The following is a 17330-nucleotide window of genomic DNA, read 5'->3' as shown; positions in this document are numbered from 1 at the left end:
TACATAAATTCTCTTAATTTTCATGTAGATAAAAAAATCCCCAGTACGATGACCGGGGCGTTATAAAAGGTGACTAGCTAGCACTTCCTCAACTATCTAGTTAGTCAGCCATTTCCCTCTCAAGTTCCGCTGCATCAGAAAAAAACTTGAAGAATCTATAAACAGATGGCGCCATCTTCACCAAACGATTGTTCTTCAATGAGTTTTTCAGTCATTTCCTCGATGTCAAAGCGCAGGGCCTCAAAAGCTTTGAGGATCTCCTCCTCCCGGGCTAGGCTCAGACCTGCCAGTTTCTCCAGTCTCCGCCGACTGATGTAGCAGTCGATCCTTGCCACTGGGCCGGGAAATGGACTCGCTGCGCCTGTTCTTCCCAACTCATCAGATCGGGAAAGAGTATGCCTTGATTCACAGGATCCCCAGATTGCGTTTCAGTTCTCTCAATACCTGTTTAGTTCCGGGACGCAGACCGCGCCACACGGTAAAGGCCTCCGCCGCCTGCTCCACCAGCATGCCGAGCCCATCCATGGTGAGCCGTGCTCCGTGGGACTTGGCCCAGGCGATGAAGGGGGTATCGGTGGCTCCATACATCATGTCGTAGATGGCAATATCACCGTGGATCAGAGCAGGGGAGAGAGGAGGAAGATCCCCCTGCAGGCTGGCGGAGGTGGAGTTGATGACGAGATCGAAGGGCCCCTGCAATGCCTCATAAGCCACGGCCTGAATAGCCCCCAGATCCTGAAACTCCTCGGCGAGTCGGGCCGCCTTGGCCTGGGTACGGTTGGCGATCACCAGCTCGCTCGGCCTCTCGGCCAGCAGAGGGGCCAGACAGCCCCTGGCGGCACCACCGGCGCCGAGCAGCAGGATACGGCTTCCTGTCAGGGCCACCCCGTGAGACTTGAGATCCGCCACCAGCCCGGCCCCATCCGTGTTGTCCCCCAGCAGCACGCCGTCATCGGTCAGCTTGATGGTATTGACGGCCCCCGCTCGCCTGGCTCTTGGACTCAACCTGTCCACCAGGGCGAAGGCCTGCTCCTTGAAGGGGACCGTCACGTTGCAGCCCTTGCCCCCCTCGGCGAAGAAAGCGCGCAGGCTGGTCTCAAACTCAGCAGGGGCGGGCTCGGCCAGGCCATACTCCAGCGCTTGCTGAGTCTGGCGGGCAAACAGGGTATGGATGAAGGGGGACTTGCTGTGGCGCACCGGGTGGCCAAAAACCAGATAACGATCCATCGGGGAATTCCATCAGAAGGGTATGCCCCGATTTAACGGGTTTTCCTGCCCTGGAACAAGCCAAAAATCGGCAACGAAAAGGGGCCTGCCGGCCCCTTGCGTCACACCCATTCCCTTGGCGTGAGGTAATCACGATAGAGCGCGGCTTCGGGGCTTCCCGGCTCTGGTTGCCAGTCATACTCCCAACGAGCCAGCGGGGGCATGGACATCAGAATGGATTCGGTGCGACCGCCGGTCTGCAGGCCGAACAGGGTGCCCCTGTCGTAGACCAGGTTGAACTCCACATAACGACCACGGCGGTAGAGCTGGAACTCACGCTCACGTTCGCCAAAGGGTTGTGCCTTGCGTCGCTCGACGATGGGCAGGTAGGCCGCAAGATAGCCCTCACCCACCGCCCGCATGAAGGCGAAACAGTCATCGAACGGCCAGCGGTTCAGATCATCGAAGAAGAGGCCGCCGACGCCACGGGTCTCTCCCCGATGCTTGAGGAAGAAGTAACGATCGCACCAAGACTTGAACTCGGAGTAAACCCCTTCACCAAAGGGCTGACACAGGTCACGGGAGACCTGATGCCAGTGCCGCACATCTTCGTCGACAGGATAGAAGGGTGTCAGATCGAAGCCACCGCCAAACCACCAGATGGGATCTTCACCCTCCTTCTCGGCGATGAAGAAACGTACGTTGGCGTGACTGGTCGGCACATGGGGATTGTGCGGATGGATCACCAGGGAGACCCCCATCGCCTCGAAACGACGACCCGCCAGCTCGGGGCGGTGGGCGGTCGCCGAGGCGGGCATGGCATCCCCATGGACGTGGGAGAAATTGACGCCCCCTTGCTCGATCACGGCGCCGTGGCGCAGCACCCGGGTGCGGCCACCACCACCGCCCTCTCGGGTCCAGGCATCTTCGACGAAGTGCCCTGCCCCATCGGCCTGCTCGAGGCCGTGACAGATCTGATCCTGCAACTGCAGCAGGAAGGCCTTGATCCCGGCCACGTCCGGTTTGCTCATCTTGTCTCCAGTCAGGCGGGATCGCGTCCCGCCCGTTTTATTATGATGCCCTGGCCAGGGCCAGCCCGCCGGAGCGGGAAGGTTCCGCCCTCAGGAGGGACGGATGATGGCGCCGGTTCTGGCGTCCTTGATCTCGGATGGATTGGCCTGTCCACCGACGCTCCCCGGCAATACATAAGCCAGCATGTCTGCCAGCGGGGCACCGATCTCGGCGGTGCTGCGGGCGGGCTCCTCACCGGTCAGGTTGGCACTGGTGGAAACCAGGGGCTTGCCATAGGTGCGACACAGGGCCTGCACCTGGGGATGGCCACTCACGCGCACCGCCAGGGTATCGAAACGGCCGGTCAGCCAAGCAGGGGTAGTGGGGCGGGCCGGCATGATCCAGGTGAAGGGGCCAGGCCAGCTCGCCTCAACCCGTGCCAGCTGCTCGGTGCTGAGCTGGCTGAGATCGACGTACGCCTGCAACTGCGCCAGATCGGCGGCGATCAGGATCAGTCCCTTCTCCACCGGCCGCTGCTTGATGGTCAGCAGGCGCTGTACGGCCTGCTCGGAGTCTGGATCACATCCCAGGCCGAACACGGCCTCGGTCGCATAGGCAATCACCCCGTCCGCACGCAGAGCGGCAACCGCTTGTTCAAATTCGTTTTGCATAGGAAATGCGGCAGTCTGGCTGCCACCTCGTCACAGGTTCAGGTTGAGCCGACATCAGACAGGGGAATGGCACGGCAGACAGGGGATCCCCCATGGGGCAACCCTGATACCGCCAGGCGCTGGTACCCATGATGTTTCAATTTGGTTACGGCGGCGGGATTATACCCGCTCGCTCTGATGGCCGCATTTCTTTTGCGGACAGATCCAGCTCAGCGTCCCCCGCACTTTTTTCTCCACCATGATGCCCCAGCCACACTGGGGGCAGGGCATGGGGATCGGCTTGTCGTTCACCACATATTTGCAGTGGGGGTAGCCGTCGCAGGAGTAGAACTGTTTGCCATAACGGGAGGTGCGACTCACCAGGTGACCCTTGCCGCACTCGGGGCAGAGGATCTGGGTATCGTCACTCTCCTGCAGGGATTCGATATGCTGACAGGCCGGGTACTGGGTGCAGCCGACGAAGAGGCCGTAGCGCCCCTTCTTGATGGCAAGGGGCTGACCGCAATCCGGGCAGGCCGACCCCTCCAGCACCTTCTCGATATCGCGGCCAGACGGAGTGAGGGAGCGGATATGGTCGCAGGCGGGATAGGCGGAACAGCCCAGGAAGGGGCCATGCTTGCCCTGGCGGATCACCAGCTCGGCACCACACTGCGGGCACGGCTCTCGCTCGAACGCAGGCTCGTGGGCTGAAAACAGGTGGTGATCGATCTTTGACATGGGCCGCGCCTCGAAATCCAGATGGCCTGAATTCTACCAGCGCGGCGCCGGACTGTCAGTGAATGACGCCGTCTGACTCATCAAACACCAGCTCTTCCATCTGCTGGTAGGCGTTTTCACTGCCTGGCACGTTGAAAAGAACCATCATGACTACCCACTTGAGATCATCCAGCTCGATATCCGGTTTATCCAGTTCGAGCAGGCGTTCAATACAGATCTCGCGGGTTTCGGCATTGAGCACCTGGGCCTGTTCCAGGAACAGCAGGAAACCACGGCACTCGGTGCTGAGGCGGACCAGCTCTTGCGGGGCATAGATCCGCATCGAGCCTTGCGCGCTGGCGGTCACATAGACCTCCCGCTCGCTGTCGTGCAGATTGGCCAGCCGTTCCAGCCAGTTGAGCGCCTTCTCGATTTCGTCCTGATTGAAACCGGCCCGGCTCAGTTCGTCGGTGAGTTCATCCTGCTCGACCATCACATCTGCATCGCTGTGGATGTAGGTCTCGAAAAGGTACATCAATACATCAAACATGATTCGCCCTCCTCGTTCTGACGTATCCACCGGCTACCGCCATCACTGCACCGGCCAGCTCCAGCTCTACCAACCTGCCGAGAACCTGCTCGACAGGAAGCCGGGACCGCTCGGCAACGGTATCCACGCTCGTGGCTTCATAATCTACGTTATCCAACAAATCGGCATAAGGCAATTCGCTATTATGCGAAGCCTCGGGGACGGGGCGGGTGGCCCCCACTGCGGCTGCCAGCATCGGCAGCTCCTCCAGAATATCGGCCGCTGCCAGCACCAGCTTGGCCCCTTGCTGAATGAGCCGATTGCAACCCGCCGCCTGGGCGTTCTGCGGGGCGCCGGGTACGGCGAACACCTCGCGCCCCTGTTCCAGGGCATAGCGGGCCGTGATGAGAGAGCCGCTCTGTTCCGCCGCTTCCACCACCAGGGTACCCAGCGACAAGCCACTGATGATGCGGTTGCGACGTGGGAAGTGTTCGGCCAAGGGCCCCTTGTCCGGCGCCAGCTCGGAGATGAGCAGGCCACCTTGCGCCAGGATCTGTTCCGCCAGTCCCTGATGGCGCTTGGGATAGAGGCAGTCGAGCCCAGAGCCCAGCACCGCCAGCGTCGCTCCTCCTGCCGCTAGTGCCTGTTGATGACAGACACCGTCGATGCCGAGGGCCAGCCCGGAGGTGATGGCCAAGCCGCACGCTACCAACTCCGCACACAGGCGGGCGGCGTTGTCCTTGCCCGCATAGGTGGGGTGACGGGTGCCCACCATGGCCAACTGCGGCAATGCCAGCGCAGACAGATCCCCGCGGCAATAGAGCAGCAAGGGGGCAGCCGGGATCTGTTTCAACAGGGAAGGGTAAAGCGGAGAATCGAGGCAGATGAGATGATGAGCGGGCTGACTGGCCCAGCGCAGCCCCTGTTCCACCTCGGGGCCCGGCCACCTGAGTTGCCGAAGCTGATGCTCATCGAGCCCCATGGCTCGCAACTGACCATCGTCGCCCTCGAACAGGGCCGCAATGTCATCATGGCAGCGGCCCAGCAGGCGGGCGGCGGTCACCGGCCCTATGCCACTCACCGCATTCAGGGTCAACCACAGGGCGAGGCGATCGAGAGGCGCCGACACGTCAGAAGTTGCTGACCTGGTAACCCGAGCTCACCAGCTCGCGGCTCTGCAGGATGAGGCCATAGCTCAGCTTGTCATACACCTTGAACAGCATGACCCTGGCCACGGATTCTGACGGCAGGGAAGACTTGCCGGCAGAATAGAACGCCTTGTCATAGACGGAGGCGTATTCGCGGTAAGAGACCTTGCCATTCTTGTCCACCATCTCGGCGCCGGGGCGCTGGATGTCCAGCACATCGCCGGGAGAGACGCTGTCTCTGAGCCCCTTGTTGATGAGCACCACGTCAAACTTGCCACCTCCGCGAGCCTTGCTCGGCAGCTCGATCACGTAGCCCGGGCTGATCACGGGCGCCTCCTTGGGCATGAAGACGGCGGTGAGGGCCTCCTGGGGCGGCAGCGGCATCACCTTGTCCCCCTGATAGACTTCCCGCCGACTCTGGGCCAGGGTCACTCTGGTGGTGTTGTCGGGCAACTGCTCCTCGGCCCGCACCACACCGACGAAGACCGCCTCCTGCCCAAGCGACTCCCCGGTCTGCTTGTCCTTGTAGACTGTTCCGGGATGATAGACACCGTAGTGCTGACCCGGGATCAGCGTCCCCCGCACATAGAGGGTATCCCCTTCCAGCATGCCGATGTGCTTCTCGTTGTTGCCAAGCACATAGGGCATCTCTTTCGCCTGCTGATTGTTGGCCAGGATGTGATCCGTCTGCAGGAAGGGGCCTATCTCGCTGAGCGGCAAGGTCGGCACCGGATTGGCCTTGTTCTCATAGCGGTTCTTGGGAGAGAGATGGATGACCTGCTTGCCCCCCTGACTGGCCTTGCCGAGACGAGGCTCCCCATTGACCCAACTCAGTTGCAGCACATCGCCCGGATAGATCCAGTGGGGATTGGCAATCTGGGGATTGATGTTCCAGAGCCGTGGCCATAGCCAGGGTTCGGCCAGAAACTGGCCCGAGATGTCCCAAAGGGTGTCGCCCTTTTGCACCACATAGTTGTCGGGATGACCGGCTTTCAAGGCCAGTGGCGCCGCCAGAGCGCCGCTCGTCAGGGCTGCCGTCAGGCACGCGAGGATGGTTTGCTTCAGATACATAACACTCCCTGTTATTTCTGCTCGCAAAGTGTTGCTGTTTTTTGTCGGCGTAAATGACTAGAATTACGTCAATATTGACTGCATTTATACGAAACCAAAGAAAAAATTATGGCCATTCTAGATGTATTGCGTTTCCCCGATGAGCGTCTGCGTACCATCGCAGCCCCTGTCGAGACCATTACACCCGAGTTACAACAGATTGTAGATGATATGTTCGAAACCATGTACGCGGAGGAAGGCATCGGCCTGGCCGCGACTCAGGTGGACATTCATCAGCGCATCATAGTGATCGACGTCTCCGAAGACCGCGAGGATCAGCTGGTGCTGATCAACCCCGAGATCCTGGAACAGTCCGGCAGCACCGGCATCGAAGAGGGTTGCCTCTCCGTTCCCGGCAGCCGTGCCCTGGTGCCGCGCGCCGAGTGGGTCAAGGTGCGTGCGCTGGATCGCAACGGCCAGCCGTTCGAGCTGGAAGCGGACGATCTGCTCGCCATCTGCATTCAGCATGAGATGGATCATCTGGTCGGCAAGCTGTTTGTGGATTACTTGTCCCCGCTCAAACGCCAGCGCATTCGCCAGAAGCTGGAAAAGATGGCACGTGAAGATCGCAAAGTCCTCTAAGGATCTGCCCCATTGAATAAATTGAAACTGATTTTTGCCGGTACTCCCGACTTCGCCGCCCGTCACCTGGCGGCGTTGTTGTCTTCCGACCACGAGGTCGTCGCCGTCTACACCCAGCCCGACAAACCGGCGGGTCGCGGCCAGAAGCTCACCGCCAGCCCGGTCAAGGAGCTGGCCCTCGCCCACCAGCTGCCGGTCTACCAACCCGCCTCCTTGCGCAATGAAGAGGCTCAGGCCGAGCTGGCGTCCCTCGGTGCCGACCTCATGGTGGTAGTGGCCTATGGCCTGATCCTGCCCAAGGTCGTGCTCGATACCCCGCGTCTTGGCTGCATCAATGTGCACGGCTCCCTGCTGCCGCGCTGGCGCGGTGCCGCCCCCATCCAGCGTTCCATCTGGGCTGGCGATGCCGAGACCGGCGTCACCATCATGCAGATGGATGTGGGACTGGATACCGGTGCCATGATCCGCAAGGTGAGCTGCCCCATTGCGGCCGACGAGACCTCCACCAGCCTCTATGACAAGCTGGCCGAGCTCGGCCCCCAGGCACTGGTCGATACCCTGAATGCCATGGCCGCCGGCGACACCCGGGCCGAGGAGCAGGACGACGCCCTGGCCAACTACGCCCAGAAGCTCTCCAAGGAGGAGGCGCGCATCAACTGGTCCATGGAGGCCGTCGCCATCGAGCGCTGCATCCGCGCCTTCAACCCCTGGCCCATCAGCTGGTTCGAGGTGGCTGAGCAGACCATCAAGGTGTGGCAGGCCGAGGTCATCGATCAGGAGCACGGTCAGGCGGCCGGCACCCTGCTCAAGGCCGACAAGCAGGGGATCGACATCGCCACCGGCAAGGGCGTGCTGCGCCTGCTGGCCCTGCAACCTCCCGGCAAGAAGGCCATGTCGGTTGCGGATCTGCTCAACTCCCGCCGCGACTGGTTTGCCCCCGGCACGCAATTGAATTGAAACAAGCGGGGCCCGGGCCCCGACTTGCGCATTTAAGGTAACGCTATGAAAACACGTGCACAGGCCGCTCTCGTTATTCAACAGGTGCTGGATCAGGGTCAATCCCTCTCCGCCGTTCTGCCTGCTGCCCAGGAGAAGGTGGCCCCTCGCGATCGCGCCCTCCTGCAAGAACTCTGCTATGGCACCCTGCGCTGGCTGCCCCGCCTCGACGCGGCGGTGGGCGAGATGATGGACAAGCCCCTCAAGAACAAGAGCCGCATCTTCCATTACCTGATCCTGGTGGGTCTCTATCAGCTGATTTACACCCGCATTCCGGCCCACGCCGCGGTAGCCGAGACGGTCAACGCCGTCAAGCTGCTCAAGGGCAGCTCATTGCGCGGCCTCATCAACGGCGTGCTGCGCAACTTCCAGCGCAGCGCCGAGGTCATCCTGCTGCGCATCGATCGCGTCCCCAGCGTCCGCCTCGGCCACCCCGAGTGGCTGACCAAGCGCCTGCGCCAGGCCTATCCCGACGACTGGGAATTCATCATGGAGGCGAACAACCAGCGCCCCCCCATGTGGATCCGCAACAACAGTCAGCGCCAGAGCCGTGAGCAGATGCTGGCGCGCATGGCGGAAGCCGGCATCAACGCAACGGCCGGTGAAGAGGGCGAGGATTGCATCCTGCTTGAGCGCCCCTGCGACGTGACCAAGCTGCCGGGCTTCGAGCAGGGCGACTGCTCGGTGCAGGATGGCGCCGCCCAACAGGCTGCCCGATTGCTCGACCCGCAGCCGGGCGAGTGGGTGCTGGATGCCTGCGCCGCCCCCGGCGGCAAGACGGCTCACCTGCTGGAACGCCAACCCGCGCTCGCCGGGGTGGTTGCCGTCGATGCGGACGAGCACCGCCTCAAGCGGGTGCAGGAGAACCTGGATCGCATCAGCCTCGTGGCCAAGGTGATCCACGGGGATGCCAGCACCCCAGAGCTGTGGTGGCCAGAAGGCCAGTTCGATCGCATCCTGCTGGACGCCCCCTGTTCCGCCACCGGCGTCATCCGTCGTCACCCGGACATCAAGTGGTTGCGCCGGGATCAGGACATCCGCGAGCTGGCCGAGTTGCAACGCCGCATCCTGAACGCCCTCTGGGCCAAGCTGAAGCAGGGTGGCACCCTGCTCTACGCCACCTGCTCGGTGCTGCCCGAGGAGAACCGGGAGCAGATCCGCGCCTTCCTGGCCGCCACCCCGGATGCGCGCCTGGTGCCCCTGCACGAACAGGACAACCCGGACAACCCGGGCCGCCAGTTCCTGCCGGGGGAAGCCGAGATGGATGGCTTCTACTACGCCAGGCTGATCAAACAGTAAGCTGCAGATGAAGGGCAGGGGCGCCTGCGGGCGCCTTCGTTTCGAAGCAACCTTGAGCAAGATTTCTCTATGAAAATCATCATTCTTGGCGCAGGCCAAGTCGGTGGCACCCTGGCGGAGAACCTCGCCGGCGAGAACAACGACATCACCATAGTCGACACCGACAGCGAGCGGTTGCGGGAGCTGCAGGACAAGTTCGATCTGCGGGTGGTGAACGGCCACGGCGCCCACCCCAGGGTGCTGCGCGAAGCCGGTGCCCAGGATGCAGACATGCTGGTTGCGGTCACCAACAGCGACGAAACCAACATGGTCGCCTGCCAGGTGGCCTACTCATTGTTCAACACCCCGAACAAGGTGGCGCGGATCCGCTCCCCGGCCTATCTGGTGGAACGGGATCGCCTGTTCCTGCCGGAATCCGTGCCGGTGGATCACCTGATCGCCCCCGAGCAGCTGGTGACCGACTACGTGCGTCGTCTCATCGAGTACCCGGGTGCCCTGCAAGTCGTGGACTTCGCCGGTGGCAAGGTGGGTCTGGTGGCGGTCAAGGCCTACTACGGCGGCCCCCTGGTGGGCAATGCCCTCTCCACCCTGCGGGACCACATGCCGAACATCGAGACCCGGGTCGCCGCCATCTTCCGTCAGGGGCGCTCCATCCGTCCCCAGGGCACCACCATCATAGAGGCGGATGACGAGGTGTTCTTCGTCGCCGCCGCCGGCCACATCCGCGCCGTGATGTCGGAGCTGCAGCGCCTCGAGAGCCCCTATAGACGCATCATGATCGTCGGCGGTGGCAACATAGGCGCGGGTCTCGCCCGCCAGCTGGAGAAGCGCTACAGCGTCAAGCTCATCGAGCGCAACCAGAAGCGGGCCGAGCAGCTCTCCGAGGTGCTGGAGAACACCATCGTCTTCTGCGGTGACGCGGCGGATCAGGAGCTCCTGGCGGAGGAGCACATCGATCAGATCGACGTCTTCATCGCGGTCACCAACGAGGACGAGGCCAACATCATGTCGGCCCTGCTCGCCAAGAAGATGGGTGCCAAGAAGACCATGGTGCTGATCCAGCGCGGCGCCTACGTGGATCTGGTGCAAGGTGGCTCCATCGACATCGCCATCTCCCCCCAGCAGGCCACCATCTCGGCCCTGCTGACCCATGTGCGCCGGGCCGACATCGCCAACGTCTACAGCCTGCGCCGGGGGGCCGCCGAGGCCATAGAGGCCATCGCCCACGGGGACGAGAACACCTCCAAGGTGGTCGGCAAGACGGTGGGTGAGCTCAAACTGCCGCCGGGTACCACGATCGGCGCGGTAGTCCGGGGGGATGAGGTGCTGATCGCTCACGATCGTACCCAGATCCAGCAGGATGACCACGTGGTCATGTTCCTGGTGGACAAGAAGTACATCCCGGAAGTGGAGCGTCTGTTCCAGCCAAGTCCTTTCTTCCTCTGATCTGCCATGCAACAGGCAACGACAACCAGACCCGGACACTTTTGCAGAGAATTGTCCGGGTTTTTTGTTAATCAACGACCAGGTTATCCTGCATGATCAAGCTGCGTCCCATCGTCTTCACCCTCGGCCTGGTGCTCTCCAAGCTGGCTCTCTTCATGTGGCTGCCCACCCTGCTGGCCCTGTTCACCGGCTCGGAGGGGTTCGTCGAGTTTCTCAAGTCCGTGCTCATCACCCACGGCGCCGCCCTGCTCTGCCTGCACTATGGCCGCAAGGCGGAGTTCCACCTCGGCGTGCGGGAGATGTTCCTGCTCACCACCTCGGTCTGGGTGGTGGCCTGCATCTTCGGGGCCCTGCCCTTCGTCTTCATCAACCACATCAACTTCGCCGACGCCTACTTCGAGACCATGTCCGGGGTCACCACCACCGGCTCCACCGTGCTGTCGGGGCTCGACGGCATGGCGCACAGCATCCTGTTGTGGCGCTCCATCCTGCAGTGGCTCGGCGGGGTGGGCTTCATCGTGATGGCGGTGGCGGTGCTGCCCTACCTCAACGTGGGGGGCATGAAGCTGTTCCAGACCGAGAGCTCGGATTGGTCCGACAAGAGCGCTCCGCGCGCCAAGACGGTGGCCAACAACATAGTGCTGGTCTATCTGGTGCTCTCCATGCTCTGCTTCCTCGCCTACTGGGTGAGCGGCATGAACCTGTTCGAGGCGGTCAACCACGCCATGACCACCCTCAGCACCGGCGGCTACTCCACCTCGGACCAATCCATGTCCCACTTCTCCCACTCGGCGCACTGGATTGGCACCCTCTTCATGTTCCTCGGCGGTCTGCCCTTCCTGCTCTACGTGCAGGCCCTCGCCCGCCGTGACAACAGCCTGCTGCGAGATGCCCAGGTGCAGGGCTTCTTCTGGCTGGTGGTCTGGGTGACTGTGGTGGTCACCTTCTATCTGTGGGTACGGGACATCTATGGCTTCATGGATGCGCTGCGGGTCAGCAGCTTCAATATCGTCTCGGTGCTGACCACCACGGGTTTCGGCCTGGGTGACTTCGGTGCCTGGGGGCCGCTCACCAGCATCATCTTCATCATTTTGCTGGCGCTGGGAGCCTGCTCCGGCTCCACCGCGGGGGGGCTCAAGATCTTCCGGGTGCAGGTGGCCTTCGCCCTGTTCAAGAAGCAGATGCGCCAGCTGATGCACCCCTCCGCCGTGTTCCCGCAAAAATACAACGGCCGGCCGGTCAACGACGCCATCATCCGCTCCCTCATCTCCTTCGTGCTGGCCTATTTCGCCATCATCTTGCTGATCGCCGCCCTGCTCGCCGCCATCGGGCTGGATCCCCTGACCGCCATCTCGGGCTCCATCACCGCCGTAGCCAACGTGGGCCCGGGCATGGGTCCGGTCATCGGCCCCAGCACCAACTTCGCCAGCCTGCCGGACTCGGCCAAATGGATACTGTCGTTCGGCATGCTGCTGGGACGCCTCGAGATCCTGACGGTGGCGGTGCTCTTCTTCCCCTCCTTCTGGAAGCAATAAGGCGCGAGACCCCTGTGTCGGACAAAAACGAGAAGGGCAGCCACGGCTGCCCTTCTTCATGGGATGAACGACTCACGGCGCGCTAGTCGGCGGAATCTTCCCGCTCAAGGGCGTGATTGATCAGGGGCTCCGGCAGGGGCTTGGTAACTTCCACCCCCAGCTCGCGGAAGCGCTCGGCCTGGGCGATCAGGTTGCCGCGACCGTTCACCAGCCGCCCCATGGCCTTGTCGTAACTCTCCTGCGCCTTGTGCAGGCTGCCCCCCATCTGCTGCATCTCCTCCACGAACAGCCGCAGCTTCTCGTAGAGACGCCCGGCCCGCTCCGCTATCTGGCGCGAGTTCTGGTTCTGGCGCTCATAGCGCCACAGGTTCTCGATGGTGCGCAGGGCCACCATCAGGTTGGTGGGGCTCACCAGCAGGATGTTGTGATCCAGCCCGTAACGCACCAGGGAGGGATCCGCCTCCACCGCGGTCAGAAACGCCGGCTCCACCGCCACGAACATCAGCACATAGTCCAGGGTGCGTACCCCGGGCAGCTGCTGGTAATCCTTGCGGCCCAGCTCGCGGATGTGATTGCGCACCGAGGCGACGTGCTCCTTGAGCGCCACCGCCTTCTCCAGCTCGTCATCGCTGTTATACCAGCGCTCGTAGGCGGTCAGGGAAACCTTGGCATCGATGATGATGTCCTTGTCCTGAGGCAGATGGACGATCACGTCCGGCTGGTAGCGCTTGTTCTTCTCCACCTCGATGTTGACCTGGGTGTGGTACTCATGGCCCTCCCGCAGGCCGCACTCGGAGAGGATCCGGGCCAGCACCACCTCCCCCCAGTTGCCCTGCTGCTTGCTGTCCCCCTTGAGGGCGCGGGTCAGGGCCGCCGCCTCTTCGGTCATGCGAGCATTGAGTTCGGCCAGACGCTCCAGCTCGAACTTGAGGCTGTGGCGCTGGGCCGTCTCCTGGGCGTGGGTCTCCCCCACCTGGCGGCGAAAGCCCTCCAACTGCTCTTTCAGCGGGGTCAGCAGCAGATCCAGGCTGTTCTGGTTCAATTCGCGGAAGTTGCCGGAGTTTTGCTCGAAGATACGGTTGGCGAGGTTTTCGAACTGCTGGCTGAGGCGAGCCTCCGCCTGCTGTTGCAGTTGCAGCTTCTCGGCGCTGGCCAGACGCTCGCTGCGCAGGGTCGCCTCGGCGTCCTTGAGGCGGGCGGTGAGCTTGAGCAGCAGGGTCTGCTGCTGTTCCAGCTTCTGCTGGCCCAGCATCTTCTCGTCCTGCAACTCGTCGAATCTGTCCTGCAGCACCTGGTAGCGTTCCTCGGTGAGCAGGCTCTGCTCACGGGCGCCACGCCGCCCCACCAGCCAGCCGAGCCCGAGGGCGAGCCCCCCCGCCAGCAGGACAGGCAACCAGAGCGCCGCCGGTATCATCGACGGCCCCGCTGGCGCAGGAGGAGTTCGAGATAGCGGTTAAGCAGCAGCCAGAGCAGGACATAGATGAGATAGGCGGCCAACACCACCCACTTGTGGCTGTTGACCCCGGTATCGAGCTCGGTGAACTCGATGCCCTTGATGTGACAATAGGCCCACATCAGCAGCGGGAAGACATAGAGCAGGGAGGCACGCCAGAGAAATAACCACATGTGTATGTTCAACCACGTAAAAAGACTCGCCTAGCTTACACAAGGGCAACCCGGCTTGCGATCCTGGGCCGCGTGATTCTCTGGCTTGTCGCCAGATAACTGGCTAAAATTAACCCCTATTAGGTATTCGGGGTGGGCATGACGCATTTTTTCTGCCGTTGGTTAAGACAAGCGCTGGGAGACACCGCCAAACCGGCCGTGGTCTGCCTGGAGGCGCGCCCGCCCTGGGCCATCGAAGAGTCGCAGTTCCTCTCCCTGTGCAGCCGTTGTGGCGACTGCTTCGAAGCCTGCCCGAACGGCCTGCTCAAACCCGCCGATCGTCCCGAGTATGACGGCAGCCCGGTCGCCGGCACCCCGGTACTGGATCTCGCCTGCGGCCAGTGCAGCTACTGCGGCAGCTGCGCCAGGGCCTGTCCCACCGGGGCGCTGGACCTGCGGCTCGGCCGCCAGGTACAGACCCGGGTCCGGATCGAGGCGAGCTGCCAGGCCCACCAGGGCTTCTACTGTCTGCTGTGCGAGGATGCCTGCCCCCAGCAAGCGATCAAGGCCAGCTGCGACGGCATCAGCGTCAACATGGCGGCCTGCGACGGCTGCGGCGCCTGCGGTCTCGCCTGCCTGCACGGCGCCATCACCCTGATCCCCCAGCTCTGACGACGTCGGCGGCGCGCCCACGATGCGCCTTCCCGGCCAGCTCCCCTCAGCTCGGCCCCCGACATCGCTCCCGGGCAGCAAAAAGGGCCCCGAGGGGCCCTTTCTCCGCCATGACCCTCAGGCCATCGTCAGGATATTTTCCTGCTCTATGCCAAGAAGGTGGCATAAACGGGTGGGGTCGCGCACCGCATCCGCCAATGTGTACTCCCCCAACACTTCCAGGAAGGCGTTCATGGCGCGGCGCAAGATGCCCTGGATGCGGCAGCCGCCGGAGAGGCGGCAATTCTCGCGCTTGCAGTCCACCGGGCAGAGCACGTGTTCCATGTCCATCACCACGTCTCGCAGGTTGATGGAGACGGCGGAGCGTCCGAGCCGGATCCCGCCGTGCTTGCCACGCACCGTCTCGATGTAACCCTTGATACCGAGCTGGTGCACTATCTTGACCACGTGATTGCGGGAGATGGCGAAGGTGTCGGCCACCTCTGTGATGGTCGACAGGCGATCACCGGGCTGGATCGCCAGAAACGTCAGGGTACGCAGGGCGTAGTCGGTAAATCGTGTCAGTTGCATGGTCGCACTTGCCTCTTACTACAAGCCAGAAATCAGGACGACAACCGGGGGCCAGGAGGGGAGATCACAGGTGCAACCGCACAGGTTCCGCTTCTTCGGCCGAGTCGTGGAATGACAAGGTTAAGAGCAGCCCGGACGGGTGTCGACGAAGATGTACATAAATCGACACTTTCTTTGATTGATCGCAAACTTGCAGGCTGAACCCGGGGTTTCGGCCCTTTCTGGTGGAGAAGTCACGCCATCAGGTCTGAAGGGCAACACCATGATCGGGCTGCCATCCGCTCGTCAGTGAGGTTGTTTCAGCCAGTTTTTCAGCGCCTGGGAGGGGATGGAACTCTCGGAGGCGACCGCGAAGGCCCCCCAGTCCACCGCGCACTGCAGGGCATCCTTGATGGCCATCCCCCGTGCCAGCCCGTGAATGAGGCCACCGGCGAAGGCATCCCCCGCCCCTGTGGTATCCACGACGGAAACGGGCCGCGCCGCCACCCGGATCTGCTCCTCACCGTGCAGGGCCAGAGCCCCCGCCTTGCCTTCGGTCAACACCAGCCACTCCAACTGATCACCGGCAAGCTGACGGGCGTGTTGCCAGGGGTCGCTCACCTCGGCGAGGTCGGAGCGGGAGGCCACCAGCACGTGGCAGGGGCGGCGGGCCTGCCCCCCCTTGGGATACTGGGCCACCACGAAGCTCTTGCCGAGCATCTGGCGCATGTAACCGATGATGGCGGTGCCGGGGTAGTTGACGTAGAGGCAGTCCACCCCCTCGGTCGGCAGGTCGCCGGGCAGATCCGGGCGACGGGGGCGCCGCAGTATGGTGCGCTCCCCGGTGGAGTCCACCAGCACCAGCAGCTCCCCGGTCTCGCCACCGAAGCGCTCCACATGGGCGCAATCCAGCCCGTGGCTCGCCGCCTGTTCCAGCAGCCAGTCCCCGGTCTCGTCCAACCCGACCCGGGAGGCGATGCGCACCTCGTGCCCCGCCCACACCAGACCGATGCCGGTATTGGCGGCGCCGCCACCCAGCCTGCGCCCCTGATCCACATACTGCAGCCGCGCCCCCGCCACCAGGGGGTCAGCCAGGGAGAGCACGTGATCACAATTGAGATTGGCGAGCAGCAGGATGCGGGACATGGGGACCTCGAAGAGACAAAGGGCCCCACCGGGGCCCGAACAGAGACATCAACACGGGGGCTGAAGGCCGGCTGATTCAATAGACGGGCAGTTCCACCCCGGCCAGCAACTCGTCGATGCGCGCCTGGGTCGGCTGCTGCATGACGTTCTGGATCACCTCCTTGGTGAGGTGGGGAGAGAAGGAACTGATGAAGTCATACATGTAGTTCTGCAGCAGAATGCTCTTGCTGAAGCAGATCTGGGCCGGACAGGGGGCGAACAGGTGCTCCAGATTGATGGCCACGAGACCAGGGGCATCGGTGTCGTTGGCCACCAGGGAGGAGATGATGCCGATGCCAAAGCCGAGCTCCACGTAGCGCTTGATCACCCCGGCGTCCATCACCGTCATGTAGTAGTTGGGGGTCAGTCCCGCCGCCTGGAACACCGCATCCTGCGCCTGACGTCCGGTGGCACCGCTCTCGTAGCTGAGGATGGGGTACTGGCAGAGCTGCTCCAGGGTCGGCTTCTTCACCTTGGCCAGCGGGTGATCCAGAGGCACCACCAGGGAGAGGGTCCAGAGGTAGGCGGGCAGCGCGATCAGCTCCTTGTCGAAGCCTATCTCGTGGGCAACGATGGAGAAATCCGAGTAGCCCTTGCTGATCTGTTCCTTGGTGGCCGACATCACGGGATGCAGGTGGAACGAGATCTTGGGGTACTTCTTGGTGAAATAGGTGACGCTTTTGGGCAGCAGATGCCGCGCTATGGTGTGGGTGGTGTGGATGTTGAGAGTCCCCACGGTCGGATCCAGGTACTCCCGGGAGATCGCCTTGATCTTGCTCTCGATGTTGAGCATGGCCTCGGCGCACTTGATGATCTCCTCCCCCACCGGGGTGATGCGATGCAGGTGCTTGCCACGGCGCTCGAAGATGCGCACCCCCAGCTCGCTCTCCAGCAGGCCGATCTGTTTGCTCACCCCGGGCTGGCTGGTATAGAGCGCATCGGACGCGACGGAGACGTTGAGGTTGTGGTCCCGCACCGCGATCAGATACTTCAACTGCTGTAGTTTCAAGATTGCACCCTCACAGGCTGGCGCGGCTGCCAACATCGGAAAACAAGGCCGCCACAAATGGCGGCCAGTGTATCATCCGAA

18 protein-coding genes and 1 pseudogene are annotated in these 17330 nt (G+C 62.7%); 6 read left to right on the top strand and 13 right to left on the bottom strand.

Translation table 11 applies throughout. The features are described from left to right. Positions 1–155: 155 nt before the first annotated feature. From ABNP46_RS01030 to ABNP46_RS00995, 8 genes and pseudogenes are all read right to left on the bottom strand, one after another. A pseudogene (locus tag ABNP46_RS01030) lies at positions 156–409 on the bottom strand (DUF1488 domain-containing protein). Then, positions 406–1227, bottom strand: coding sequence for a shikimate dehydrogenase (gene aroE, locus ABNP46_RS01025; protein WP_349920614.1), 822 nt, complete (start codon positions 1225–1227; stop codon positions 406–408). The pseudogene ABNP46_RS01030 and the gene aroE overlap by 4 nt, the downstream one beginning before the upstream one ends. Before the next feature lie 101 nt (positions 1228–1328). Then, positions 1329–2237, bottom strand: coding sequence for an oxygen-dependent coproporphyrinogen oxidase (gene hemF / locus ABNP46_RS01020; protein ID WP_349920613.1), 909 nt, complete (start codon positions 2235–2237; stop codon positions 1329–1331). A 90-nt stretch (positions 2238–2327) separates the two neighbouring features. Next, positions 2328–2888 carry a Sua5/YciO/YrdC/YwlC family protein gene (locus ABNP46_RS01015; RefSeq protein ID WP_349920612.1) on the bottom strand — a complete coding sequence of 187 codons (561 nt, stop codon included), beginning with the start codon at positions 2886–2888 and terminating at the stop codon, positions 2328–2330. Between the two features lie 159 nt (positions 2889–3047). Next, entirely contained in the window at positions 3048–3605 is a 558-nt protein-coding gene (locus tag ABNP46_RS01010) for a DNA topoisomerase family protein (protein WP_349920611.1), read from the bottom strand. A 55-nt stretch (positions 3606–3660) separates the two neighbouring features. Then, positions 3661–4134, bottom strand: a complete 474-nt coding sequence (locus ABNP46_RS01005; RefSeq protein WP_043763422.1) for a DUF494 family protein — start codon at positions 4132–4134, stop codon at positions 3661–3663. Then, positions 4127–5242, bottom strand: coding sequence for a DNA-processing protein DprA (gene dprA, locus ABNP46_RS01000; protein WP_349920610.1), 1116 nt, complete (start codon positions 5240–5242; stop codon positions 4127–4129). Before dprA ends, ABNP46_RS01005 begins: the two co-directional genes overlap by 8 nt. 1 nt (position 5243) lies before the next feature. Continuing rightward, positions 5244–6332 carry a LysM peptidoglycan-binding domain-containing protein gene (locus tag ABNP46_RS00995; RefSeq protein WP_349920609.1) on the bottom strand — a complete coding sequence of 363 codons (1089 nt, stop codon included), beginning with the start codon at positions 6330–6332 and terminating at the stop codon, positions 5244–5246. 108 nt (positions 6333–6440) lie between these two features. On the opposite strand from ABNP46_RS00995, the gene def reads away from it, so the two are divergent. The 5 genes from def to ABNP46_RS00970 all read left to right on the top strand — a co-directional run bounded on the left by def (position 6441) and on the right by ABNP46_RS00970 (position 12229). Next, complete coding sequence (gene def, locus ABNP46_RS00990) at positions 6441–6953, top strand: peptide deformylase (RefSeq protein WP_349920608.1); 513 nt, start codon at positions 6441–6443, stop codon at positions 6951–6953. Between the two features lie 12 nt (positions 6954–6965). After that, the gene (gene fmt, locus ABNP46_RS00985) at positions 6966–7910 is read left to right on the top strand and encodes a methionyl-tRNA formyltransferase (protein WP_349920607.1); all 945 of its coding nucleotides are present in this window, start codon (positions 6966–6968) and stop codon (positions 7908–7910) included. A 45-nt stretch (positions 7911–7955) separates the two neighbouring features. Then, positions 7956–9248 (top strand): 16S rRNA (cytosine(967)-C(5))-methyltransferase RsmB, encoded by a 1293-nt coding sequence (gene rsmB / locus ABNP46_RS00980; protein ID WP_349920606.1) that lies wholly within the window; start codon positions 7956–7958, stop codon positions 9246–9248. Between the two features lie 69 nt (positions 9249–9317). Then, positions 9318–10694, top strand: a complete 1377-nt coding sequence (gene trkA, locus ABNP46_RS00975) for a Trk system potassium transporter TrkA (RefSeq protein ID WP_349920605.1) — start codon at positions 9318–9320, stop codon at positions 10692–10694. A 92-nt stretch (positions 10695–10786) separates the two neighbouring features. Continuing rightward, the gene (locus ABNP46_RS00970) at positions 10787–12229 is read left to right on the top strand and encodes a TrkH family potassium uptake protein (RefSeq protein ID WP_349920604.1); all 1443 of its coding nucleotides are present in this window, start codon (positions 10787–10789) and stop codon (positions 12227–12229) included. 82 nt (positions 12230–12311) lie between these two features. On the opposite strand, the gene rmuC is transcribed toward ABNP46_RS00970, so the two are convergent. Together rmuC and ABNP46_RS00960 are read right to left on the bottom strand one after the other, a co-directional pair. Then, positions 12312–13643: a DNA recombination protein RmuC gene (rmuC, locus tag ABNP46_RS00965; RefSeq protein WP_349920603.1), complete on the bottom strand. Its 1332-nt coding sequence runs from the start codon at positions 13641–13643 to the stop codon at positions 12312–12314. Beyond that, entirely contained in the window at positions 13640–13855 is a 216-nt protein-coding gene (locus ABNP46_RS00960) for a hypothetical protein (RefSeq protein WP_349920602.1), read from the bottom strand. Before ABNP46_RS00960 ends, rmuC begins: the two co-directional genes overlap by 4 nt. A gap of 138 nt (positions 13856–13993) precedes the next feature. On the opposite strand from ABNP46_RS00960, the gene ABNP46_RS00955 reads away from it, so the two are divergent. Further along, the gene (locus ABNP46_RS00955; protein ID WP_349920601.1) at positions 13994–14506 is read left to right on the top strand and encodes a ferredoxin-type protein NapF; all 513 of its coding nucleotides are present in this window, start codon (positions 13994–13996) and stop codon (positions 14504–14506) included. Positions 14507–14623: 117 nt separating this feature from the next. On the opposite strand, the gene ABNP46_RS00950 is transcribed toward ABNP46_RS00955, so the two are convergent. The 3 genes from ABNP46_RS00950 to ABNP46_RS00940 all read right to left on the bottom strand — a co-directional run bounded on the left by ABNP46_RS00950 (position 14624) and on the right by ABNP46_RS00940 (position 17249). Then, on the bottom strand, positions 14624–15076 hold the full coding sequence (locus tag ABNP46_RS00950) for an Rrf2 family transcriptional regulator (protein WP_219143309.1): 453 nt from the start codon (positions 15074–15076) through the stop codon (positions 14624–14626). A gap of 285 nt (positions 15077–15361) precedes the next feature. Further along, positions 15362–16201, bottom strand: a complete 840-nt coding sequence (locus tag ABNP46_RS00945) for a PfkB family carbohydrate kinase (protein ID WP_349920600.1) — start codon at positions 16199–16201, stop codon at positions 15362–15364. A gap of 76 nt (positions 16202–16277) precedes the next feature. After that, positions 16278–17249: a LysR substrate-binding domain-containing protein gene (locus tag ABNP46_RS00940; protein ID WP_349920599.1), complete on the bottom strand. Its 972-nt coding sequence runs from the start codon at positions 17247–17249 to the stop codon at positions 16278–16280. Between the last annotated feature and the right edge of the window lie 81 nt (positions 17250–17330).

The sequence above is a fragment of the Aeromonas veronii genome, from assembly GCF_040215105.1.
GTDB lineage: Bacteria > Pseudomonadota > Gammaproteobacteria > Enterobacterales > Aeromonadaceae > Aeromonas > Aeromonas veronii_G.
Note: the sequence above shows the minus strand (reverse complement) of the source record. Positions and strands in the feature narration are given on the sequence as shown.